Annotated in this window: 13 protein-coding genes; 8 read left to right on the top strand and 5 right to left on the bottom strand. The window is 62.6% G+C overall.

Annotated elements, in window-relative coordinates; genetic code table 11:
- Positions 1–56 precede the first annotated feature (56 nt).
- Positions 57–1,265 (bottom strand): ammonium transporter, encoded by a 1,209-nt coding sequence (locus SA496_RS08010; RefSeq protein ID WP_120651698.1) that lies wholly within the window; start codon positions 1,263–1,265, stop codon positions 57–59.
- A gap of 356 nt (positions 1,266–1,621) precedes the next feature.
- Here SA496_RS08010 and SA496_RS08005 point away from each other — a divergent pair, with 356 nt between their 5' ends.
- From SA496_RS08005 to SA496_RS07980, 6 genes are all read left to right on the top strand, one after another.
- Positions 1,622–1,936, top strand: coding sequence for a DUF883 family protein (locus tag SA496_RS08005; RefSeq protein WP_120651699.1), 315 nt, complete (start codon positions 1,622–1,624; stop codon positions 1,934–1,936).
- Positions 1,933–2,328, top strand: a complete 396-nt coding sequence (locus tag SA496_RS08000) for a phage holin family protein (protein ID WP_372240573.1) — start codon at positions 1,933–1,935, stop codon at positions 2,326–2,328. The genes SA496_RS08005 and SA496_RS08000 overlap by 4 nt, the downstream gene beginning before the upstream one ends.
- Entirely contained in the window at positions 2,325–2,642 is a 318-nt protein-coding gene (locus SA496_RS07995; protein WP_120651701.1) for a hypothetical protein, read from the top strand. The genes SA496_RS08000 and SA496_RS07995 overlap by 4 nt, the downstream gene beginning before the upstream one ends.
- 120 nt (positions 2,643–2,762) lie before the next feature.
- Positions 2,763–3,935 (top strand): EAL domain-containing protein, encoded by a 1,173-nt coding sequence (locus tag SA496_RS07990; RefSeq protein ID WP_120651702.1) that lies wholly within the window; start codon positions 2,763–2,765, stop codon positions 3,933–3,935.
- A 61-nt stretch (positions 3,936–3,996) separates the two neighbouring features.
- Positions 3,997–5,328 (top strand): deoxyguanosinetriphosphate triphosphohydrolase, encoded by a 1,332-nt coding sequence (locus tag SA496_RS07985; RefSeq protein ID WP_120651703.1) that lies wholly within the window; start codon positions 3,997–3,999, stop codon positions 5,326–5,328.
- A gap of 24 nt (positions 5,329–5,352) precedes the next feature.
- Complete coding sequence (locus SA496_RS07980) at positions 5,353–6,420, top strand: FUSC family protein (protein ID WP_330115247.1); 1,068 nt, start codon at positions 5,353–5,355, stop codon at positions 6,418–6,420.
- Between the two features lie 9 nt (positions 6,421–6,429).
- Here the strand turns inward: SA496_RS07980 and SA496_RS07975 are convergent, their stop codons facing one another.
- Both SA496_RS07975 and SA496_RS07970 read right to left on the bottom strand, forming a co-directional pair.
- Positions 6,430–10,047, bottom strand: coding sequence for a transporter substrate-binding domain-containing protein (locus tag SA496_RS07975; RefSeq protein ID WP_330115246.1), 3,618 nt, complete (start codon positions 10,045–10,047; stop codon positions 6,430–6,432).
- A 7-nt stretch (positions 10,048–10,054) separates the two neighbouring features.
- Positions 10,055–10,669 carry a response regulator transcription factor gene (locus SA496_RS07970; RefSeq protein ID WP_178123561.1) on the bottom strand — a complete coding sequence of 205 codons (615 nt, stop codon included), beginning with the start codon at positions 10,667–10,669 and terminating at the stop codon, positions 10,055–10,057.
- A gap of 414 nt (positions 10,670–11,083) precedes the next feature.
- Here SA496_RS07970 and SA496_RS07965 point away from each other — a divergent pair, with 414 nt between their 5' ends.
- Entirely contained in the window at positions 11,084–14,038 is a 2,955-nt protein-coding gene (locus SA496_RS07965; protein ID WP_120651706.1) for an HD domain-containing phosphohydrolase, read from the top strand.
- Between the two features lie 167 nt (positions 14,039–14,205).
- Here the strand turns inward: SA496_RS07965 and SA496_RS07960 are convergent, their stop codons facing one another.
- Positions 14,206–14,547 (bottom strand): YggL family protein, encoded by a 342-nt coding sequence (locus SA496_RS07960; RefSeq protein WP_120651707.1) that lies wholly within the window; start codon positions 14,545–14,547, stop codon positions 14,206–14,208.
- A gap of 224 nt (positions 14,548–14,771) precedes the next feature.
- Here SA496_RS07960 and dacB point away from each other — a divergent pair, with 224 nt between their 5' ends.
- A complete protein-coding gene (gene dacB, locus SA496_RS07955; RefSeq protein ID WP_120651708.1) occupies positions 14,772–16,229 on the top strand; it encodes a D-alanyl-D-alanine carboxypeptidase/D-alanyl-D-alanine endopeptidase in 1,458 nt (485 codons plus the stop codon).
- Between the two features lie 35 nt (positions 16,230–16,264).
- Here dacB and SA496_RS07950 read toward each other — a convergent pair whose 3' ends face one another.
- Complete coding sequence (locus SA496_RS07950; RefSeq protein WP_330115245.1) at positions 16,265–19,042, bottom strand: sensor domain-containing diguanylate cyclase; 2,778 nt, start codon at positions 19,040–19,042, stop codon at positions 16,265–16,267.
- Positions 19,043–19,313: the final 271 nt, after the last annotated feature.

The following is a 19,313-nucleotide window of genomic DNA, read 5'->3' as shown; positions in this document are numbered from 1 at the left end:
ACCTCGGCGGAGTGCCGCCTGGGCCAACCTGCAAGGACTCGCAGGTGAAGCGGACATCAGTCCTGCGAAGTCGCACCGATCTTGTGTATCGACAGGTCTGCGCCGTAGTACTCCTCTTCCTGGCTCAGACGGATACCCCAGGTAGCCTTGAGCAGACCGTAGACCGCGAAGCCCCCCACCAGCGCCACCAGCACGCCAAGGCCCGTGCCGATCAGTTGACTCACGAGGCTGACGCCGCCAAGGCCACCCAGAGCCTCCTGACCGAAGATGCCGCAGGCGATGCCGCCCCAGACGCCGCAAAGGCCATGCAGCGGCCAGACACCGAGCACATCATCGATCTTCCATTTCACCTGGGTAGCGGTGAACGCCCATACGAACAGGCCGCCGGCGATGGCGCCAGTCACCAGCGCACCGACTGGATGCATCAGGTCGGAGCCGGCACAGACCGCTACGAGGCCGGCAAGCGGACCGTTGTGCAGGAAGCCGGGGTCGTTGCGCCCCACCAGCAACGCTGCGACGGTGCCGCCGACCATGGCCATCAGTGAGTTCACTGCCACCAGGCCGCTGACGCCCTGCAAGGTTTGTGCGCTCATCACGTTGAAACCGAACCAGCCAACAATGAGGATCCACGACCCGAGCGCCAGGAACGGGATGTTCGAGGGTGCGAATGCCACCAGGCGGCCTTCGCGATAGCGCCCGTTACGGTGCCCCAGCAGTACTACGGCACCGAAAGCCAGCCAACCGCCCACGGCATGCACCACCACCGAGCCGGCGAAGTCGTGGAAGCTCGCGCCAAAGCTGCCCTTCAGCCAGTCCTGAAGACCGAAGTTACCGTTCCAGATCAGCCCCTCGAAGAAGGGATAGACGAAGGCAACGATCAGCAACGTGGCGCAGAGCTGCGGACAAAAGCGTGCACGCTCGGCAATGCCGCCGGAAATGATGGCCGGAATCGCCGCGGCGAACGTGAGCAAGAAGAAAAACTTCACCAGGGCATAGCCGTGGTCGGCGGCGAGTACGCTGGCCGGCTCCAGGAAAGTCACGCCATAGGCGATCCAGTAGCCGATGAAGAAATAAGCCAGGGTCGAGACGGCAAAATCGGAGAGGATCTTCGACAGCGCGTTGACCTGGTTTTTCTGGCGCACGGTGCCGACCTCGAGGAAGGCAAAACCCGCGTGCATAGCCAGCACCATGACGGCGCCCATAAGGATGAACAAGGTGTTAGAGCCGTGGATGAGAGTCTCCACGGCACTGTTGAGGTTTTCCATTGGCGAAGACGACTCCGGCAGCGAGGAAAAAAGCACCAAAGCAGTTCAAGCAGGGATTTCTGCGCACCATCCTGAAGCCGTGCTGCACCGCCACGGATCCAACCAGGATCCAGACTTGGTGCAGGCAGGCCAGCGCAGGAATTCTTCCTGACTGCGTTTCTCTTTGATTTTCATGAGGTTGTGCGCTTGCTCCGCGTATCGACGAGCCTTCCAGGCCGCCCCGATGCGGAGCATTTCGCCACAACCGCGCACCAGCCCGATGCAAGCGCTATACCAGCAATCCGATTGGAAATTCCGGATGAACCTTGGCCGAAGGCACCTACTCTTAGGCATTGAGTCCTACAAGGAGAATCGACATGCCCCGTAAGACCGCCACAACTACCCAGGACGAATTGCTGGCCGACTTCCAGACCCTTGTCAGCGATACTGAGAAGCTGCTGCAGGACACCGCCAGCCTGGCAGGCGAACAAGCAGATGAGCTTCGCCTGCAGATCCACGAAAGCCTCAAACGCGCCCGCGAAACCCTCCGCGATACCGAGAAAAACCTGCGCGAACGCAGCGAAGCCGCCGTCCAGGCCACCGAAGACTACGTACAGGAACATCCCTGGCAGAGCGTCGGCCTCGCCGCCGGCATCGGCTTTCTGCTCGGCCTGCTGGCTGCAAGGCGCTGACCATGAGCGACGAAAACCCTTCCGCCCAGGAGGCGGAACGCGGTCCCTCGCCAAGACGCCTGAGCGCCTCCCTGCTCAACCTGTTGCACAGCCATGTGGAGCTGTTCGGGATAGAACTGCAGGAACAAAAGGCCAGCAGCCTCCACCTGCTGCTGCTCGGGGGGTTGACGCTGATTTTCGCCTTGCTGCTGCTGATCGGGCTTTCGGGCCTGTTGATCGTGCTGCTTTGGGAAAACTGGCGCCTGGAAGCGCTCGGAGGACTCTGCCTCTTCTACCTGCTCGCCACGCTTTACTGTGGCGTGCGCCTGCGGACAGCGATAGACGACGAAGAATCGCCCTTCAGCGCAACGCTCGAAGAATTGGCCCGTGACCGGGAGCGCCTGTTGCCATGAGCCTGCCGGAACTGCCCCGCAATGCATCCCGTCGTGACATGCGCAAGGCATTGGTACGCCTACGCCTTGAAATGCAGCGCCAGGAACTGCGCCACGAATCCCTGCTGCTGACTCAGCCATTGCGCCAGGCACGTGAGTTCACCCGCCAGCTGGACATCCCTCACGCCCCGCTTTGGGGCATGGCGGCGGTGGCTGTCCTGGGTTTTTTCGCCGCCCGCAAAGGCAGCCTGAGGCGCGGCCTGCGCCTGGGCAGCGCGCTATACCCGTTGTTGCTGGCCCTGTTGAAGAACCCGCCGCGAAGCGGGCCGGGGTAATACACCAGCCGGGGAAGGCAACTGGCCACATTCTTGCTACGGGTGAGCGGCCCGTCGCACCTGAAATGGGCAACACCCTGCGCACCGCGCCGCCCCCTGGCCGTCCACTAAGGAGTCACCGTGATCGATGGGCAACCGCTCGCCTGCTTCCAGCCCTTCATCGATACTGCTACAGGGCTAATCGCCGGCGTCGAGGCCCTGGGGCGATTGCGCCAGCCGGACGGCAGCCTGCAGTCGGTCGGACCGCTGTTCGTTGATACCAGAATCTCGCCGGCTGCTCTGCGCCGGCTCGACCGGCAGCTGCGGGAAGACGCTTTGCGGCGCCTGCATGAGGCCCCGCCAGACTGGTTCCTCAGTTTGAACATCTCGCCGCGCTGGATTAGCCGTCTGCGTCCGGGCCAACCCTTGCCCAGCCTCAAGCAACTGCAGCGCTTCGGCGTCCCGGCCGAACGCATCGTTTTCGAGATCACCGAGTTTGGCGGCGCCAGCCAGCGCCTGGCGGACGTGGTGGCACGCTATCGCGAGGCCGGCGCGCGAATTGCCATCGACGATTTCGGCGCCGGATATTCCCAGCTTGATCGGGTTTTGGCGTTGCAACCGGACATTCTCAAACTCGACATGCGTCTGTTCCAGGCCGCCGCCCGTGGCGGGCCCAGCGGTGAAGTGGTGAAGGCACTTGCGCAAATGGCCGAAAAGACCGGCTGCTGGATCATCGCCGAAGGCGTGGAGACGGAAGCCGAACTGGACTTCGCCCTGGAGTGCGGCGCCCGCTACGTGCAGGGCTACTTGTTTGCCGCGCCGCACCTGGAGTTCTTCGAGGAAGATGCCTTCGTCCAGCGCTTCGCCCTGCTCCGCGACCGCTACGTACAGAGCAAGCTGGCCGAACGCGCACGTCTCATGAGGCTGCGCCGCAGCCTCAACCAACTGATGGCACGGCTACGTGACTGGGCCGAAAGCGGAGCGCCGGCGTCGAGCCTGGCCAGCCCGGAGGGTTACCCCTGGTTGCTGCGCATCTACCAATGCGATCGTAATGGCACACAGATCACTCCCAATCTGCATTGGGAGCCTGGTGGTTGGCAGGAGGACGCGAGCTACCGGGGTCACAACTGGTCCTGGCGGCCCTACTTCTATCAACTTCTGGCCGAAGGCTGGGAAGAGCGCCGTCTGACCCTGTCCACGACCTACCGTGACGCCACCACCAACCAGTACTGCCTGACGGCCGGACAGTTCATCGACAACGGCCGCCGTCTCCTGCTGGTGGATGTGGATGCCGCCGGCCTGGCAATGGACTGAGTCGCCGGTAATCGCTTGGGGTAGAGTAGGATCTTCGGCCACAGAACGGCGAGGACAGGCCTTGGACTGGCAGACCCTGCTCACCCGCGAACGCCTTGGTAAACCGGTGCACAGCACCGATGAGCTGGGCCGTAGCCCCTTCCACAAAGACCACGACCGCATCGTCTTTTCCGGCGCCTTCCGCCGCCTCGGGCGCAAGACCCAGGTGCATCCGGTCTCCAGCAACGATCATATCCACACACGCCTTACCCATTCGCTGGAAGTAAGTTGCGTGGGGCGCTCCCTGGGCATGCGCGTCGGCGAGACCCTGCGAGATTCACTGCCGACATGGTGCGAGCCGTCGGACCTCGGCGTCATCGTCCAGTCGGCCTGCCTGGCCCATGACATCGGCAACCCGCCTTTTGGCCATTCCGGAGAAGACGCCATTCGCCACTGGTTCGAACAGGCGGCGGCGCGGGGCTGGCTGGACGCCATGAGCGAAGCCGAGCGAGCTGATTTCCTCAGCTTCGAGGGCAACGCCCAGGGCATGCGCGTGCTGACCCAGCTGGAGTATCACCAATTCGACGGCGGCATGCGCCTGACCTACGCCACTCTCGGCACCTACATCAAGTACCCCTGGACTTCGCGCCACGCCGAGGCACTGGGCTACAAGAAGCACAAGTTCGGCTGCTACCAAAGTGAGCTGCCGCTGCTGGAGCAGATCGCAGCCAAGCTGGAGTTGCCGCGCCTCGACCAACATCGCTGGGCTCGCCATCCACTGGTTTACCTGATGGAGGCTGCGGACGACATCTGCTACGGCCTGATCGACCTGGAAGACGGTCTTGAGATGGAGCTGCTGGACTATGCGGAAGTCGAATCCCTGCTGCTGGGCCTGGTGGGCGACGACTTGCCGGAGACCTATCGCCAGCTCGGACCAAAGGATTCCCGTCGGCGCAAACTGGCCATCCTGCGCGGCAAGGCGATCGAACACCTGACCAATGCCGCCGCGCGCGCCTTCGTCGAACAGCAGGACGCCTTGCTCGCCGGCACCTTGCAAGGCGACCTGGTGGAACACATGCACGGCGCGGCCAAGCGTTGCGTGCTCCGCGCCAAGGCCATCGCCCGCGAGAAAATCTTCCAGGACAAGCGCAAGACACTCCACGAAATCGGCGCCTATACGACGCTGGAAATCCTCCTCAACGCGTTCTGTGGCGCCGCGCTGGAGCAACATGGCGGGCGCACGCCGTCATTCAAGAATCAACGCATCCTCGACCTGCTCGGCAACAATGCACCTGACCCTTCCTGGCCGCTGTATCAGGCCTTCATCCGAATGATCGACTTCATTGCCGGGATGACCGACAGCTACGCAACCGAAATGGCCCGAGAAATGACCGGCCGATCCAGTCCGACCTGACCCAGCGCCCTCAGGAGACGCTTGATGCGTACGTTGCTCAAACAGAGCCTGCACTGGCACGCTGGCGCACCAGCGTGGGGACCCGCCCTGATGGCGGGACTGGGCTGTGGATTGCCTCTGGTGCTGGGCCTGTTCACCAGTCACACAGGATTTCTCTGGGCTGCCACTGGAGCCTTCCAGGCTTCGCTGGCCAACCCCTTGCACCGTTTGGGCATGCTGCGCATGACGCTGCTTACCGGATTGGGAGCGCTCGCCGCGGGGATGGGTTTCTGGGTGGCCAGCCATCCGCTGCTGAGTCTGTTCAGCTTCGCCCTGATGGGGCTCCTGATGGCCGCTCTGCAACGTTTCGGCAACGAGCTTGGCAAGCTGGGAGCCGGGCTCGCTGTGTGCCTCTGCCTCGGCCAGGGCCAGGCGGGTCTCGGCAACCTGAACAATGGCATGGCAGTGGGCGCGCTGTTCGCCATAGGGGGATTGTGGGTAATGTTGCTGGCGTTCGCGCTGCGGGCCTATCACGGGCTGCGACTGTGGCCACTGCTACCCAGCCCAGGCAACCTCGCCAAGGTGGCGCGTCGCCTTGCGCAACGCATGTCCCATCGCCTCTGGTTCATACACGCCCTGGCCTGCAGCCTTGCCGGCGCACTTGCCGGGCTAGCGGTGAACCTGACCGGATTGCCGCGTGGCTACTGGTTGACGTTGACGGTGCTGACTACGATCCAGATGGACCTCAACAGTAGCCTGCAACGTGGCATCCAACGTTGCGTGGGAAGCCTCGTGGGCGCATTGATCCTGATCGGGGTGGGGAGCTGGTTGCAGAGCCCTGCCCTGCTGGTAGCCTGCCTGCTGCCATTGATATTTTTCAGCCGGGCGTTCATCGCCCAGCATTACGGACTGTTCGTGGTGCAGACTACCGTGTGCTTCGTGCTGCTGGCGGAGAGCCTGTCCCGCGACTGGCATCTCCCCGAACTGCGCCTGTACAACTCCCTGCTGGGTGCCGGGCTTGCGATGCTGGTCGCCTACCTCGCCTTTCGTGCCCGTCTGCACTGGGGAACCGCACCAGCACCTTCAATGGAAATGGCACGTCAGGGCGAGTAGCCCCGGTCGTCACTCCTGCAGGAGACACTCCAACTCGCCCTGGACGCGGCCCAGGTTCTTGCACACCGCACGGGCCAGGTGCAGCAGCTCGGCGTGCTCGGCGCCGTTGTCATGGGCTCGGCTGTAGGCCATGCAAAGGGCCAATAGCGGTTCGGCACCGATCAACTCCACTGCGCCCTTGACCCTGTGCACCAGGCGCTCCAGCTCGTTCCAGCGCTCAGCCTGCAGAAGGTTCTCCATCTCCTCGACGTCAACCTCGTTGGCGCGGTGCAACTCCTGCAGCAGCATGCGGGTCACTTCCGGCGAGCCGCCCGCTGCGCGCTCCAGCAGACCAAGGTCCAGGCGGACGGGCTGATCATCGCTACATGGTTCGCCCTTGGGTAGCAGACTCTGGAGATAGCGCTGCAGACCTTCCAGGCCAATGGGCTTGAACAGGCAATCGTCCATGCCAGCTTCGCGGCAACGCGCCAGTTCTTCCGGCTGGGCGTTGGCAGTGAGACCGATGATCAGTCCGGGATGCACGCCTCGCGCGCGCTCCCTTTCGCGAATGCTTCGAGTCAGTTCATAGCCATCCGTTACCGGCATATTGCAGTCGGTAATGACGAGGTCGAAATCCGAAGCACTCCAGGCAACCAGGGCCTTTTCGCCATCCTCGGCCTGTTCGGCAAACTGCCCCAGGAGCTCCAGTTGCTGTACCAGCATCATTCGGTTGACCGGGTGATCGTCCACCACCAGCACGCGAAAAGCCCCCGGAGGCAGTTCCCGGACACCATCCAGCTCCGCCACTGGTGGCAGCGGGGTCAGACGTGGCAGACAGAAACTCATGGAAACACACGTGCCAACACCCAGCTGGCTGCGTAGTTCGATGCTTCCCTCCATCAACTTCACCAGTCGCCGGCAGATGCTCAAGCCCAAGCCAGTGCCGCCTTGCCCCGCACCCACGCCGCCGGCCAGTTGGGTAAACGGTTGGAACAGGCGCTGCTGGTCCTCTTCGGCGATACCGATGCCACTATCTTCCACTATCACGGTCAGTTGCAGATGCTCATCAGCTTTGCAGCAGGCCTGCAGACGAACGCGAACCGTGCCCTTGTCGGTGAACTTGATCGCATTGCTGATCAGATTCGACAAGATCTGCTTGAAGCAGGAAGCATCCACCATCACATCGTCCCGGGACTGGAGGTCCAGCGCCAATGACAGTCGCAGGCCCTTCTGCCGTGCCAATCCATCAAACACGCGGACCACGGATTCGATCAGTGCGCGGGGGGACTCGCGACGTGGCTCCAGAGTCATGCGCCCGGACTCGATCTTGGCTATGTCGAGAATGTCGCCGATCAGCGCCAGCAGGGAATCAGCCGACTCTCGCGCCACCAGAATCGCTTCCCGATCGAGACGTTCACGCTTCAAGGCAAGCTCGAGCATGCCGATGATGGCATTCAACGGGGTGCGGATTTCGTGGCTCATGGTGGCGAGGAAGCGACTCTTCGCAACGTTGGCGGATTCAGCCTGCTCCTTGGCCTGGCGCAGTTCATCCATCAGGCGATTGCGCTCGGTGATATCCACCCAGCCGCAGATCAGGCCACGAATCCTCTGCAGGGCATCGCGATAGGGAATGGCCCAGTACGAAACTTCCAGGGGAATGCCGCCCAAGTGCAGCTGATAGTCGCGGAACAGCGCCTCGCCATTTTCCAACGCGAGCCGACTCAGCCCTTCCAGCACCTCGAGCTCTTTTACGGCGTCTGCCTCGAGGCCAGGCACTTCCGTCAGACGCAGACCAATCAGTGCCGCGCGTGGTAAACCAATGGCGTCGATGAAACTGCGGTTGCAGGTGATGGTACAGCCGTCGAGACCGCGCACTGATAGGGGAAAGGGAATCCCATCGATAAGTGATCGCTTGAATGCCAACTGGTCGTTGAGGCGACGTTCCTCCCGCTCACGCCGCCACACCTGACGACGCAGATACAGCGCCCATGAAGCGAACACTATCGCCACCAGCAGAAAAGCGAAGCCGATCTGGTAGAGCCGCGCCCGGTACTCGATCCAGCTGCTCGCAGGCTCTTCGGCCTTGGTATACCAGCGGTTGATGATGCTGCCCAGCTCATCTGGAGATACGGACAACAACGCCTTCTCGAGGATGCTTTGCAGTTCGGGCGCATCACGAGATACCGAAAAGGCGAAGCGGCCCGGATCACGGCCGATGGTGTCGGCGATCCGGAGTTGCCCGGGATAGTATCGATTGATAAGGAAGGTGGACGACGCCATAGCATGCACCGCTGCATCGGCCTTGCCCTCCGCGACGTTCGCGAGACCCTCGATGCCGGTTTCGACTTCTCGCAGCTCTAGCTTGGGGTAGTTCTCGCGAATGTACGGGATCAGCGAATGCCCGGCAGGAACCACCAGGGTGCGCCCATTTAGCTCCCCAAGCCCTTGCGGAGCGCTATCCGAAGCCCTTACCACCAGAACGCTGCTGGTGCTGTAGTACGGTCGGGTGAAGCCAAGGAACTGGCTGCGCTCGGGTGTGGAGAACAGCGTGGCGGCCATGTCGACGCGCCCTTCCCGCAAGTCCGCGAGCATATCCCTGGCGGTGGACCTGGCGCTGACTTCGAACTCCAGGCCGGTCCTCTGCCGGATCAACTCCAGGAGATCCGGCACGATCCCACGGAAGCGGCCCTGCCGGCTGAAGAAGGTCAGCGGCTCGAAGGTTTCATCGACCACCAGCCGTGCGGGATTATGCTGCGCCATCCAGCGCAACTCGCGTTCGGTAAGTTGGGGACGAAGGTTGTCCAGGAACATCCCCGCACCGCCGCCCCAACGCTTCGCAATACCTACGCGAGCGGCATCCGGGATCCCGGCGATGGCGCTGTCGAAAATTCGCTGCAGCCGCTCGTTACCCTTGGCCATGGAGAAGCAGACGCCAACACCGTCGAATCCGGCAAAGTTCGTCATGCGCAGGTTGATGAGGTAGCCCTGCCTGATCAGGTAGTTGGCAGCGACGGCGTCGCCGATGAAAACATCGCTCTGATCGAATGCGACTGACTGCAAGGCTCTGCGCACCGAGCTGTGCTGGATAAGACGCGCATCGGGGTAGAGCTGGCGGAGCATTTCCAGGCTCGGCCCCTCCGCTGAATAGGCGAGGCGCAAGTCGCGAAGATTGCCGCTGGCCGCACGACGATCATCTATGCGCGTCACCATCACCGGCTGATGATGCATGTAAGGGATGCTCTGGATCAGGCCAGGACTGGCAGCGTCACCTTCCATGCTGTTGCCCAGGAGGTCGACCTTCCCGTTGCGCAGCGCCTCGCGAGCCGCCTCGCGGTCAGGGAAACGCAATACCTCGGCCTTGACCCCGAGGGCCTGGGTGATCAGCCGCAAGAAGTCCGCAGTCACCCCTTCGTAGTCCTGGCCGCTCGCCGTGATATCGAAGGGAGGAAAATCGGGTTCGTTGGTGCCGATCCGCAACACGCGCTTTTCCTTCAACCAGCGCTGGTCATCCTCTGTCATGGACACTACCAGGCTGCTGGATTCGGACCGCCCCAACAGTTCCAGGGAAAGATTATCGTCGCCAAGGCTGATCGAGGGCAGGAGCGAGCCTCCGAGCAGGAGGCCTGCCAGCAGGTAGATTAAGCGCATGAATGCGTCAGATCAGGGTGTTGCGGTTGGCGAACTCCACCAGCTCAATCAACGTCCGGGCGTTGAGCTTGAGCAACAGGCGCGTCTTGTAGGTACTGACGGTCTTGTTGCTGATGAACATCTCCTCGGCAATCTCCTTGTTGCTGAGACCATTGGCGAGAAACTTGAGCACCACCAACTCCCGATCGGAAAGGCGGCCGATCATCTCGACTTCATCGGGCAACCCGATCTGCCGTTTGCCGGACTTGATCACATCGCTCGGGAAGTAGCTGTAGCCGGAAAGGACCGCCCGAACCGCCGCGGTGACCTCGGCGAGATCGCCCTCCTTGCAGACGAAACCCGCCGCACCTGCCTGCATGCATCGCGTGGCGTAGTGGTTGGGGTTCTGTCCGGTCAGTACCAGCACCCTCAGGGGCAGGTCCAAGGCGTGGAGCCGGGCAATGACGTCCAGACCGCCGAGCTTTGGAATGCCGATATCGAGTATCACCATGTCTGGCTGGTGCTCCCGCGCGAGCGCGATTGCATCAACGCCGTTGTCCGTTTCTGCCACTACCGCGTAGCCTTCGCGGTCCAGTAAAAGCCTGACGGCGAGGCGGATCACCGGGTGATCGTCGACGATCATTACCTTGTAGGCGGACTCGCTTCCCGGCTCGAGGAAATCGTCCAGATTGACCAGTTTGCTCACAGCATCGCCCCCTTGGCGCGGTTTGGTGGCTGCCAAGATAGAGAAGCTCGTTGCACTGTCGACCCCTGAACGGCACCGGTCGCGCCATTCAGGACAGGACCTACCTTAGCTTGCGTCCTGTCCTACAGCTGCGGGCCAATTTCGATAGGAAAGACAGTTCGGTTCCCGCCCGGTGATCGCCAAATCCATGGCCCCGGGTGCAATCGGGATCGCCGGGCTTTCGCAGTTTCCCGGCACCTCCCCTTCTGTAGCTGACAATTTTGCCCTTCATGGCAGTTTGCACGACGCGCGCAACGAGCCTCATCTATGCTGCTGTAGGCCACCAGGGACAGGGCTCGAGGAGCTTCCGCAATGCCGCAAAAGTTCGCTGAGCGTCGCTTTCCGTTGCACGTCCACATCAGTGCGCTCTTTACCCTGCTGCTGCTTATCACCGGAGTGGTCCTTGGCCTGTTCAATTACCGCCAGACCAGCCAGATCATTCTGTCCAGCAGCGATGAGCTTTTCGACCGCATCAGCGCGGAGGTGGAAACCGATCTGCAGCACACCTACCAGCCGATCCACCATCTGCTCAACCTGCTGGCCCTGAGCGACACAGACCAGTCTCTGGACAGCACAGATCGCCTCAACGCCCTGCTCAAACCCCTGACCCAGGCATTGAAGGACAACCCCAAACTCGCATCGCTGTATCTCGGCTATGACGATGGCGACTTCTTCATGGTCCGCCACCTGCGCAGCGAAACCCTGAAGAAAGCGTTCAAAGCACCGCCGACTGCAGCCTTCCAGGTGTGGAGCATCGAGCGAGACAACCAGTCCACGGCGCGCTCGCTGACTTTCTTCTTCGACGACCAGCTCAACCAGATCACCAGCCGCGAGGAGCTCAACGAACGCTATGACCCTCGTGGCCGGCCCTGGTACTACCGTGCCCTGGAACAGGATGGTGCGATCACCACGGCACCCTACGTGTTTTTCTCCAGCGGTGCTGTCGGCACTACGTTGGCCCGCCCCAGCGGCGGCGACGCGGTGATAGGTGCCGACCTGACCCTGGAAGACCTGTCCGCCACCCTGGCCAATCACCGAGTCACCCCCTCCACCGAGGTAGTGCTTTACCAGCCTGACGGCCGCGCCGTGGCCTATCCCGACACCAGCAAACTGGTCAGGCGTCTCAACGGCGCGCCCGAGCTGGGTGAAGTGAAGGATTTCAGTCCCCCGCTCGCGGCGCTGATCGGCCTTTCCGGCCAGGATGCCCTGCGCACCAGCCTGGAGATCGGTGACCGACGCTGGGTCCTCGCCCGCCAGCACCTCAAGGAGGGCGGTCCGAAAGGCCTTCAGCTGGCAGTTCTCGCTCCTGAGGACGAACTGCTGGATGATGCCTATCGCATCCGCTGGCAGAGCGCGATGCTGACCCTGGCCATCCTGCTGCTGTGCATCCCGCTCGGTATCCTGCTCTCGCGCGTTGTGGTCGAACCGTTGCGAGCCCTGGTCACCCAGGCCGAAGCCATTCGCAGCTTCAACTTCAGCCTGCCCGCCATGGGCCGCTCGCCGATCCTGGAAGTCGACCAATTGGCGGTCGCCACGGCGCGAATGAAAGAAACCATTTCCAGTTTCCTGGAAATCGCCTCCAGCCTATCGGCCGAAACCCGCTTCGACAATTTGCTGCGACGCGTCCTCGACGAAACTGTCGACATCAGCGAAGCCTCCGGCGGGCTGATCTATCTGATCGACAACCAGAAGGGCCGCCTGGAGCCTCACGGTCTGTTCCTCAACGATCAGGAGCAGGATCTGGAATCACACGGTATTCGTGGCTTCGGCCTTGAGAGCCCGGCCCTGCCGCACTGGCTGGACCTTCCATCCCACGGCGGCCCGAGCCAGGTTTGCTCCTTCGGCTATGACCAGGCCGGCGCCTACCGTGACCTGCTGAAAACCTTGGAAAGCCCTCGCGTACATCTGGTCAGCACCGGCCTGCACAACCGCCAGGGTGTCACCATCGGCGTGTTGGTCCTGCTGCACCGCGACACGGGCAAGGAGTCGCGCCCCGCCATCCTCAGGCCGGAGCGCATCGCCTTCGTCGAAGCCATCTCCGGTGTCGCCGCGCTGTGCATTGAAAGCCAGCGGCTGCTGGAGAAGCAGAAGCAGTTGCTGGATGCATTCATCCAACTGATGGCCGGCGCCATTGACGCCAAGAGCCCTTACACCGGCGGACACTGTCAGCGAGTGCCTGAAATCACGCTGATGCTGGCGCGCGCCGCCGCCGCCAGCAACGAGACACCATTCCGCGGGTTCAACCCCACGGATGAAGAATGGGAAGCGCTGCATATTGCCGCCTGGCTGCATGACTGCGGCAAAGTCACGACCCCGGAATACGTCGTGGACAAGGCCACCAAGCTGGAAACCCTGAACGATCGCATCCATGAGATCCGCACCCGCTTCGAGGTGCTCAAGCGTGACGCCTGGGTGCGCTACTGGCAGGCGATCGCCCAAGGCGCCGAGGAGGCCGGGCAAGTACGGCTACGCGATGACGAACTGGTCGCGCTGGACGATGACTTCGCCTTCATCGCCCGCTGCAACCTGGGCGGCGAAGCCATGGCGGATGCGGACCAGGCACGCTTGAAGAACATCGCCGCACGCACCTGGACGCGCACTCTGGACAATCGTCTGGGCGTGTCCTGGGAGGAGGCCCAGCGCCTGGCCCGAACCCCGCCGCAGCCGCTGCCGGTGGAAGAGAATCTCCTGGCCGACCGCCCCGACCACGTGATCGAGCGCCCTGCCAGTGAGCTGCTTCCCCCTGACAATCCCTGGGGTTTCAAGCTGCAGGTGCCTGCACACAAATTCAATCGTGGCGAGCTGCACAACCTTTCCGTTGGACGTGGCACGCTGACCGAGGAGGAGCGCTACATCATCAATCACCACATCGTGCAAACCATCCTGATGCTCAATCACCTGCCCTTCCCTGCCCATCTCGCGAACGTCGCGGAGATCGCTGGCGGGCACCACGAGAAGATGGATGGGACTGGCTATCCGAAACGCCTGACCCGCGAAGAGATGAGCCTGCCGGCACGTATGATGGCGATCGCCGATATCTTCGAGGCGCTGACGGCCGTAGACCGCCCCTACAAGAAGGGCAAGACTCTCTCCGAAGCGCTGGGCATCATGATCGGCATGTGCCGCAATGCCCACATCGACCCCGACCTGTTCGGCCTGTTCATCCGCTCCGGGGTCTACATGGACTATGCGCAGCGCTTCCTGAAGCCGGAACAGATCGACCAAGTGGACGAGACGGACGTGTTGACGAAAGCAGGGCTGGCTTGATCGGGCGGCACACGCCGCGAGTTCATTCGACAAGGCAGCGAAGCTGCCCCCAGATGAAGCCCCTGCAGATCGGTGGTCTGCCTGGTGATTGAAATCGCCCGTGCAGCAATTCGCAGAAAACAAAAAAAGGGCGCCACCAGGCGCCCTTTTTCCATCCTTCAACCCAATCAGGCGTTGACGGGATTTTCCGGGTACCACACGTCGATCAGCGGGCTGACAGTGGAGCCGGCCAGCTCAGCGTGGCCCTTCTTCAGCCAGGCTTCGACCAGGTCACGCTGCTCGGCGGTTACCGAACCACGCTTGCCAAGGCAAACGAAACCGTAGTCTTCGGAACCGATGAAGCCCAGACCATTGCCCTCGACCGCTTCGTCGATGAAACGCTCGAAGAATGCCGAAACCGCTTCCAGATCCAGGCCCTCCTTGTAGTTGAAGGTGAGTTCGAAACCCAGTTCCTGGAATTCATCGACGCAAAGCTTCTTGCGCAGGCGGCGGGAGCGATTGGTGGCCATAAGGCAGTTCCTCGGCATAAATGACGGGCGGCACTCTAGCAGCTTCCGTCGCAACTTGCCCGCCCGCTGCGCGTATGTGATTGCACTGGCTGACGAAATGAGTAGCGAACTCGCACAGTCGGGACAGGGTTACGGCATAATGCGCCGATTTCCCGCCCCCTCATGGGAACAGTTGCCATGTCATCCATTTTTGTTACCCGCCCTCGCCAGGAGGGCAATCTTTAATGTTCAAATCCATTCGTACCCTTGCATTTGCTGCCCTGATCCTGCCCTGTGCGCTACCTGCCTCCGCCGCACAGGTGAACACCAGCCTGCCTGCCAAGGTGCAGAAGGCGCTGACCGCCAACAAGATCTCCTCCAACTCGCTGTCCCTGGTGACCCTGCCGCTTACCGGCCCGGGCGCGCAGACTCTGGTCAACGCCGATGTGTCGGTGAATCCGGCCTCCACCATGAAGCTGATTACCACCTATGCCGCCCTGGAGCTGCTCGGCCCCACCTATCAGTGGAAGACCGAATTCTTCACCGACGGAACGCTGAAGGATGGCGTGCTGAACGGCAACCTCTACCTCAAGGGTGGCGGCGATCCCAAGCTGAACATGGAAAAGCTCTGGCTGATGATGCGCGACTTGCGCGCCAACGGCGTGCGCCAGGTCACCGGCGACCTGGTGCTGGATCGCGGCTACTTCATCCACCCGCAGCTACCCGCCTTCAATGATGATGGCGGTGACGACAACAAGCCCTTCCTGGTCGGCCCCGACTCGCTGCTGGTCAACCTCAAGGCGGTGCGCCTGATCGCCCGCGCCGAGGGCGGCAAGGTCAACCTGGCCATGGAGCCTCCGATCGAGAGCATCCGCATCGAGAACAAACTGCAGGTGACCAAGGCCGCCAAGTGCCCCTCCTGGCCCGATGTGCGTTACAACCCGGTGACCCAGTTCGATGGCACCACCCTGATCGCCAGCGGCAAGCTGCCGGAAGGCTGCAGCGCGCAGACGTACATGTCCCTGCTCGACCATCCGGGCTACGCGGCAGGCGCCGTACGTGCGTTCTGGAAGGAGCTGGGCGGCAGCATCAACGGCAAGGATCGCCAAGGCGACGTTCCCAAGGACGCCAAGCTGCTGGCACGCTCCTTCTCTCCGGACCTCGTTGAGATCATTCGTGACATCAACAAGTACAGCAACAACACCATGGCCCAGCAGCTGTTCCTCAGCATCGGCGCGCGCTATCGCACCGACGCCGATGGCGACGATGCCAAGGCCGCGCAGCGGGTGGTCCGCAACTGGCTGGCGAAAAAGGGCATCACCGCCCCCCACCTGGTAATGGAGAACGGCTCCGGCCTGTCCCGCCATGAGCGGGTCAGTGCGCGCGAAATGGCCACTATCCTCCAGGCCGCCTGGCAGAGCCCCTATGCCGCCGAGTTCATCTCGTCGCTGCCGCTGGTAGCGATGGACGGCACCATGCGCAAGCGCCTGCGCCGCACGGCCCTGGAAGGTGAAGCTCATATCAAGACGGGCACGCTGAACACCGTGCGTGCAATCGCCGGCTTCAGCCGAGACAGCAACGGCCATACCTGGGCAGTGGTCGCCATCCTCAACGATGCGCGCCCGTGGGGCGCCTCGGCGATCCTCGACCAGGTGCTGGTGGACCTCTATCGCCAGCCCAAGAGCGTCGCTGGCGCCAACTGAACTCCGAATGGCCGCCCACTCGGGCGGCCAACTCGTCAGTCGGCTATCTGGATCCGATTGCGCCCTGCCTCCTTGGCCGCGTACACCGCAGCATCAACCCGACGCAGCAAGTCATCCGCAGTCTCCCCTTCACGCCAGCCGGCGCACCCGAAACTGGCCGTTACCGGCCCCACGCCCGCTATGTTCTCCCGTGACAGCGCCTGCCACAGTGCCTGGGCCACCTGGAAGGCCTGGTCGACATTCGTATCCGGGCAGAGCACGACGAACTCCTCGCCACCCAGCCGGCAGAGCACGTCGATGCGTCGCAGACGCTCGCCAACCCGCATGCACAGGGTCTTGAGTACCCGGTCACCGGCCTCGTGCCCATGGCAATCGTTGATCTGCTTGAAGTGGTCGACATCGAGCATCACAAGCGCCAGCGGACCTTCGCGGCGTTCGGCCCTGGCGATTTCCAGGTCCAGCCGCTCCTGGAAGTAACGCCGGTTATAGACACCCGTCAGGGCGTCGGTGACCGAGAGCGCGCGCAACTCCTGCTCCACCAGCTTGAGGCCAGTGATGTCGGTGATGTAGCCGTGCCACAGGAAAACACCATCCTCGCCACGCTCGGGTACCGATTCCCCCCGCAGCCAACGCAGGCCCTTGCGCGGCAACAACACCCGGAAGTCTTCGCGCCATGGTGCGAGGGCTGCCGCTGAACGCCGGATCGAACCCTGGACCCGTTCAAGGTCATCAGGATGAATGCGCTCCAACAGCCACATCGCATCGTCCCGTACCCTTTCCGATTCGACTTCGAAGACTTCGAGGATTCCAGCGCTGGTGTAGGGAAAGCTGAAATGCTCGCCCGGCTCCATGCGGAACTGATAGAGCACACCGGGCACGCGTGCGCTGAGTTTCTCCAGCAGACGATCGCGCGCCTCAAGCGCCTGCTGTACATGCTTGCGTTCGGTCACATCGATTGCCACGCCGAGGTAGCCCACCAGCACATCGCGTTCGTCACGTACGCCGGTCAGGATCAGGCTACAAGTCAGCCGGCTGCCATCGCGGCGCTGGAATGTCCACTCGTGCTCGTCGTAGCGGTCGCCAGCAGTCACCTCTTCCACATAGGCCTGGTAGTCGGGAACCGGCTTGCCGAGTTGTCGTCCCAGCTCGCGGCAGCGCGCTTCCACTTCGCTTTCGACATGCAGCACCACCGGATGCCGGCCAATCATCTCCAGCGCGCGATAACCGAACATGCGCTCGGCGCCGACGTTGAACTGGAGGATGGAACCGCGCATGTCGGTACTGATGATGGCCACCTGCGTCGCGGCATTGAGCAGGCTGCGCAACTGCCCGTGAGCCATGGCCAGCTGGAGTTCCACCGCCTTGCTGGAACTGATGTCGGTCTGGGTGCCGATCATCCGCAGGGGCATGCCGGCGGCGTCCCGATCGACCACCTTGCCCCGATCCAGTATCCAGAGCCAGCGACCGTCCTTGTGCAGCATGCGATGTTGGCTCTGGTAGACGGTGCTGGCACCTCGCAGGTGCCGTTCCAGCTCTGCCCGCGCCTGAGGCTGGTCCTGGGGGTGGATCAGGCGAGCTCGCGCCTCCAGGCTGTCGCCTACATCCTCCTCGGCATAACCGAGCATGCTCTTCCAGCCGCGAGAGAGAAATATTCGCCCACTCTGCGGCTCCCAATCCCAGACTCCGTGCCCGGCGCCATCCAGGGCGAAGCTCCAGCGTTCTTCGCTTAGCTGCAGCTCGATCTCCCGGTCGCGTAGCTCCATCGTGCGCTGTGCCACAAGGGCCAGGGCGTTCTGCCGCTGGTTGACCATCAGCAGGAGATAGCCCGCCAGCAGCAGGGTGAACGCCAGGCCGCTGATCGCTACCAGCTTGGCGGTAGAGAGCGGCGGCCCGGCCAGGAAGGCAGCACTCGGCACCACTTCCAACAGATACCGGCGGTCGCCAAACGGCACCACGCGGCGCAGGTACAAGTCGCTCTCGGGCACCTCGGCGCTCTGGTAGATCAGCTGTTCACGGCCATCCTCACTAACGTCGCTCACCCGCATCGCCAGGTTCGCCAGGTTGTCCGGCGCGATAGCCGCTTCCATCTCCAGGTTGAGGCTGACCACCGATGCCACGAAGCCGCGCAGGCCGGAGTCCTTCGGCAGATTGCCGTCATACACCGGCGCCAGCATGACCACGCCGCTGGCTTCGCGCTCCACGACACCCCTCACCCGCAACCGCTCAGTGACGGTCACGCTGTGCGTCTTACGCGCCTTGGCGATGGCGGCTCGTCGCTGTGGACTGGAATTCAGGTCCATCCCCAGCGGCACCTGGTCGATGCGCGACGTCACGCTGTAATAAACCGGGAAGTATTCGTCGCGTGTCGGGCTGGGTACGAGGCCGTCGCCCTTCAGGTCACGTATGGCGAAACCGGTCATACCTTCCGCCCGCCCCTTGGATTCGAAGCTCTCGCGCTCGCCCCCGACAATTCGAGGTACCCAGGAGTAGGCAAGCGTGTCGCCCAACAGCGGACCGACGAAGCCCTGGAATTCGCTGAGGGTGACTTCATCGGAATTGCCGAAGAAACGCTGGACAGCATCCAACTCCTTGAGTTGACCGTCCAGACGCTCTTGAATGCGGCTGATTCGCTCGGTGGCAGCGAGGCTGAAGCGCTCTCGCAGCTGTTCCTCTTCGGCGCTGCGCACTGCCTGACTGAGCAGGAGGGTGAGCGCAGCACCGCCGAATACGGCCAGCAGGCAAACCAGCCACACCAGGGGGCGGCCGGACAGCAAAGCCGACAGGTTCAGTTTTTCCGTCGCAAGCGACTGCATGCTCACTTCTCGAATCTGGGTGTGGAAATACCGTCCCTGTGAGGATGAACATAGCTAGGTAGTGGCACTTTGCCTAGGCGCAAGCGGGGGCAGGCCGACCGCCCACGACAAACGCCGGACAGCCGGAGCTGGCTGGAAGCAACGAAGGAGAGCGTTTCGGAGGACTGCCAGGAGGGCGTTGTAGTGGGAGCGGCACGGCGGTAAAGAAATTTCCCGTTGCACCCGAGCCAGGTCCAACGGGATTTACCGGGCCGTCATGCACCATGCCGGA

This window comes from Pseudomonas sp. JS3066, assembly GCF_036328175.1.
Classification (GTDB): Bacteria; Pseudomonadota; Gammaproteobacteria; order Pseudomonadales; family Pseudomonadaceae; genus Metapseudomonas.
This window is presented reverse-complemented; position numbering and strand designations above follow the sequence as displayed.

Excerpts from the sequence above, each read along its gene's own strand:
- SA496_RS08010 (WP_120651698.1), bottom strand. The coding sequence starts at position 1,265 with ATGGAAAACCTCAACAGTGCCGTGGAGACTCTCATCCACGGCTCTAAC.
- SA496_RS08005 (WP_120651699.1), top strand. The coding sequence starts at position 1,622 with ATGCCCCGTAAGACCGCCACAACTACCCAGGACGAATTGCTGGCCGAC.
- SA496_RS07995 (WP_120651701.1), top strand. The coding sequence starts at position 2,325 with ATGAGCCTGCCGGAACTGCCCCGCAATGCATCCCGTCGTGACATGCGC.
- SA496_RS07980 (WP_330115247.1), top strand. The coding sequence starts at position 5,353 with ATGCGTACGTTGCTCAAACAGAGCCTGCACTGGCACGCTGGCGCACCA.
- SA496_RS07975 (WP_330115246.1), bottom strand. The coding sequence starts at position 10,047 with ATGCGCTTAATCTACCTGCTGGCAGGCCTCCTGCTCGGAGGCTCGCTC.
- SA496_RS07970 (WP_178123561.1), bottom strand. The coding sequence starts at position 10,669 with ATGATCGTCGACGATCACCCGGTGATCCGCCTCGCCGTCAGGCTTTTA.
- SA496_RS07965 (WP_120651706.1), top strand. The coding sequence starts at position 11,084 with ATGCCGCAAAAGTTCGCTGAGCGTCGCTTTCCGTTGCACGTCCACATC.
- SA496_RS07960 (WP_120651707.1), bottom strand. The coding sequence starts at position 14,547 with ATGGCCACCAATCGCTCCCGCCGCCTGCGCAAGAAGCTTTGCGTCGAT.
- dacB (WP_120651708.1), top strand. The coding sequence starts at position 14,772 with ATGTTCAAATCCATTCGTACCCTTGCATTTGCTGCCCTGATCCTGCCC.
- SA496_RS07950 (WP_330115245.1), bottom strand. The coding sequence starts at position 19,042 with ATGCAGTCGCTTGCGACGGAAAAACTGAACCTGTCGGCTTTGCTGTCC.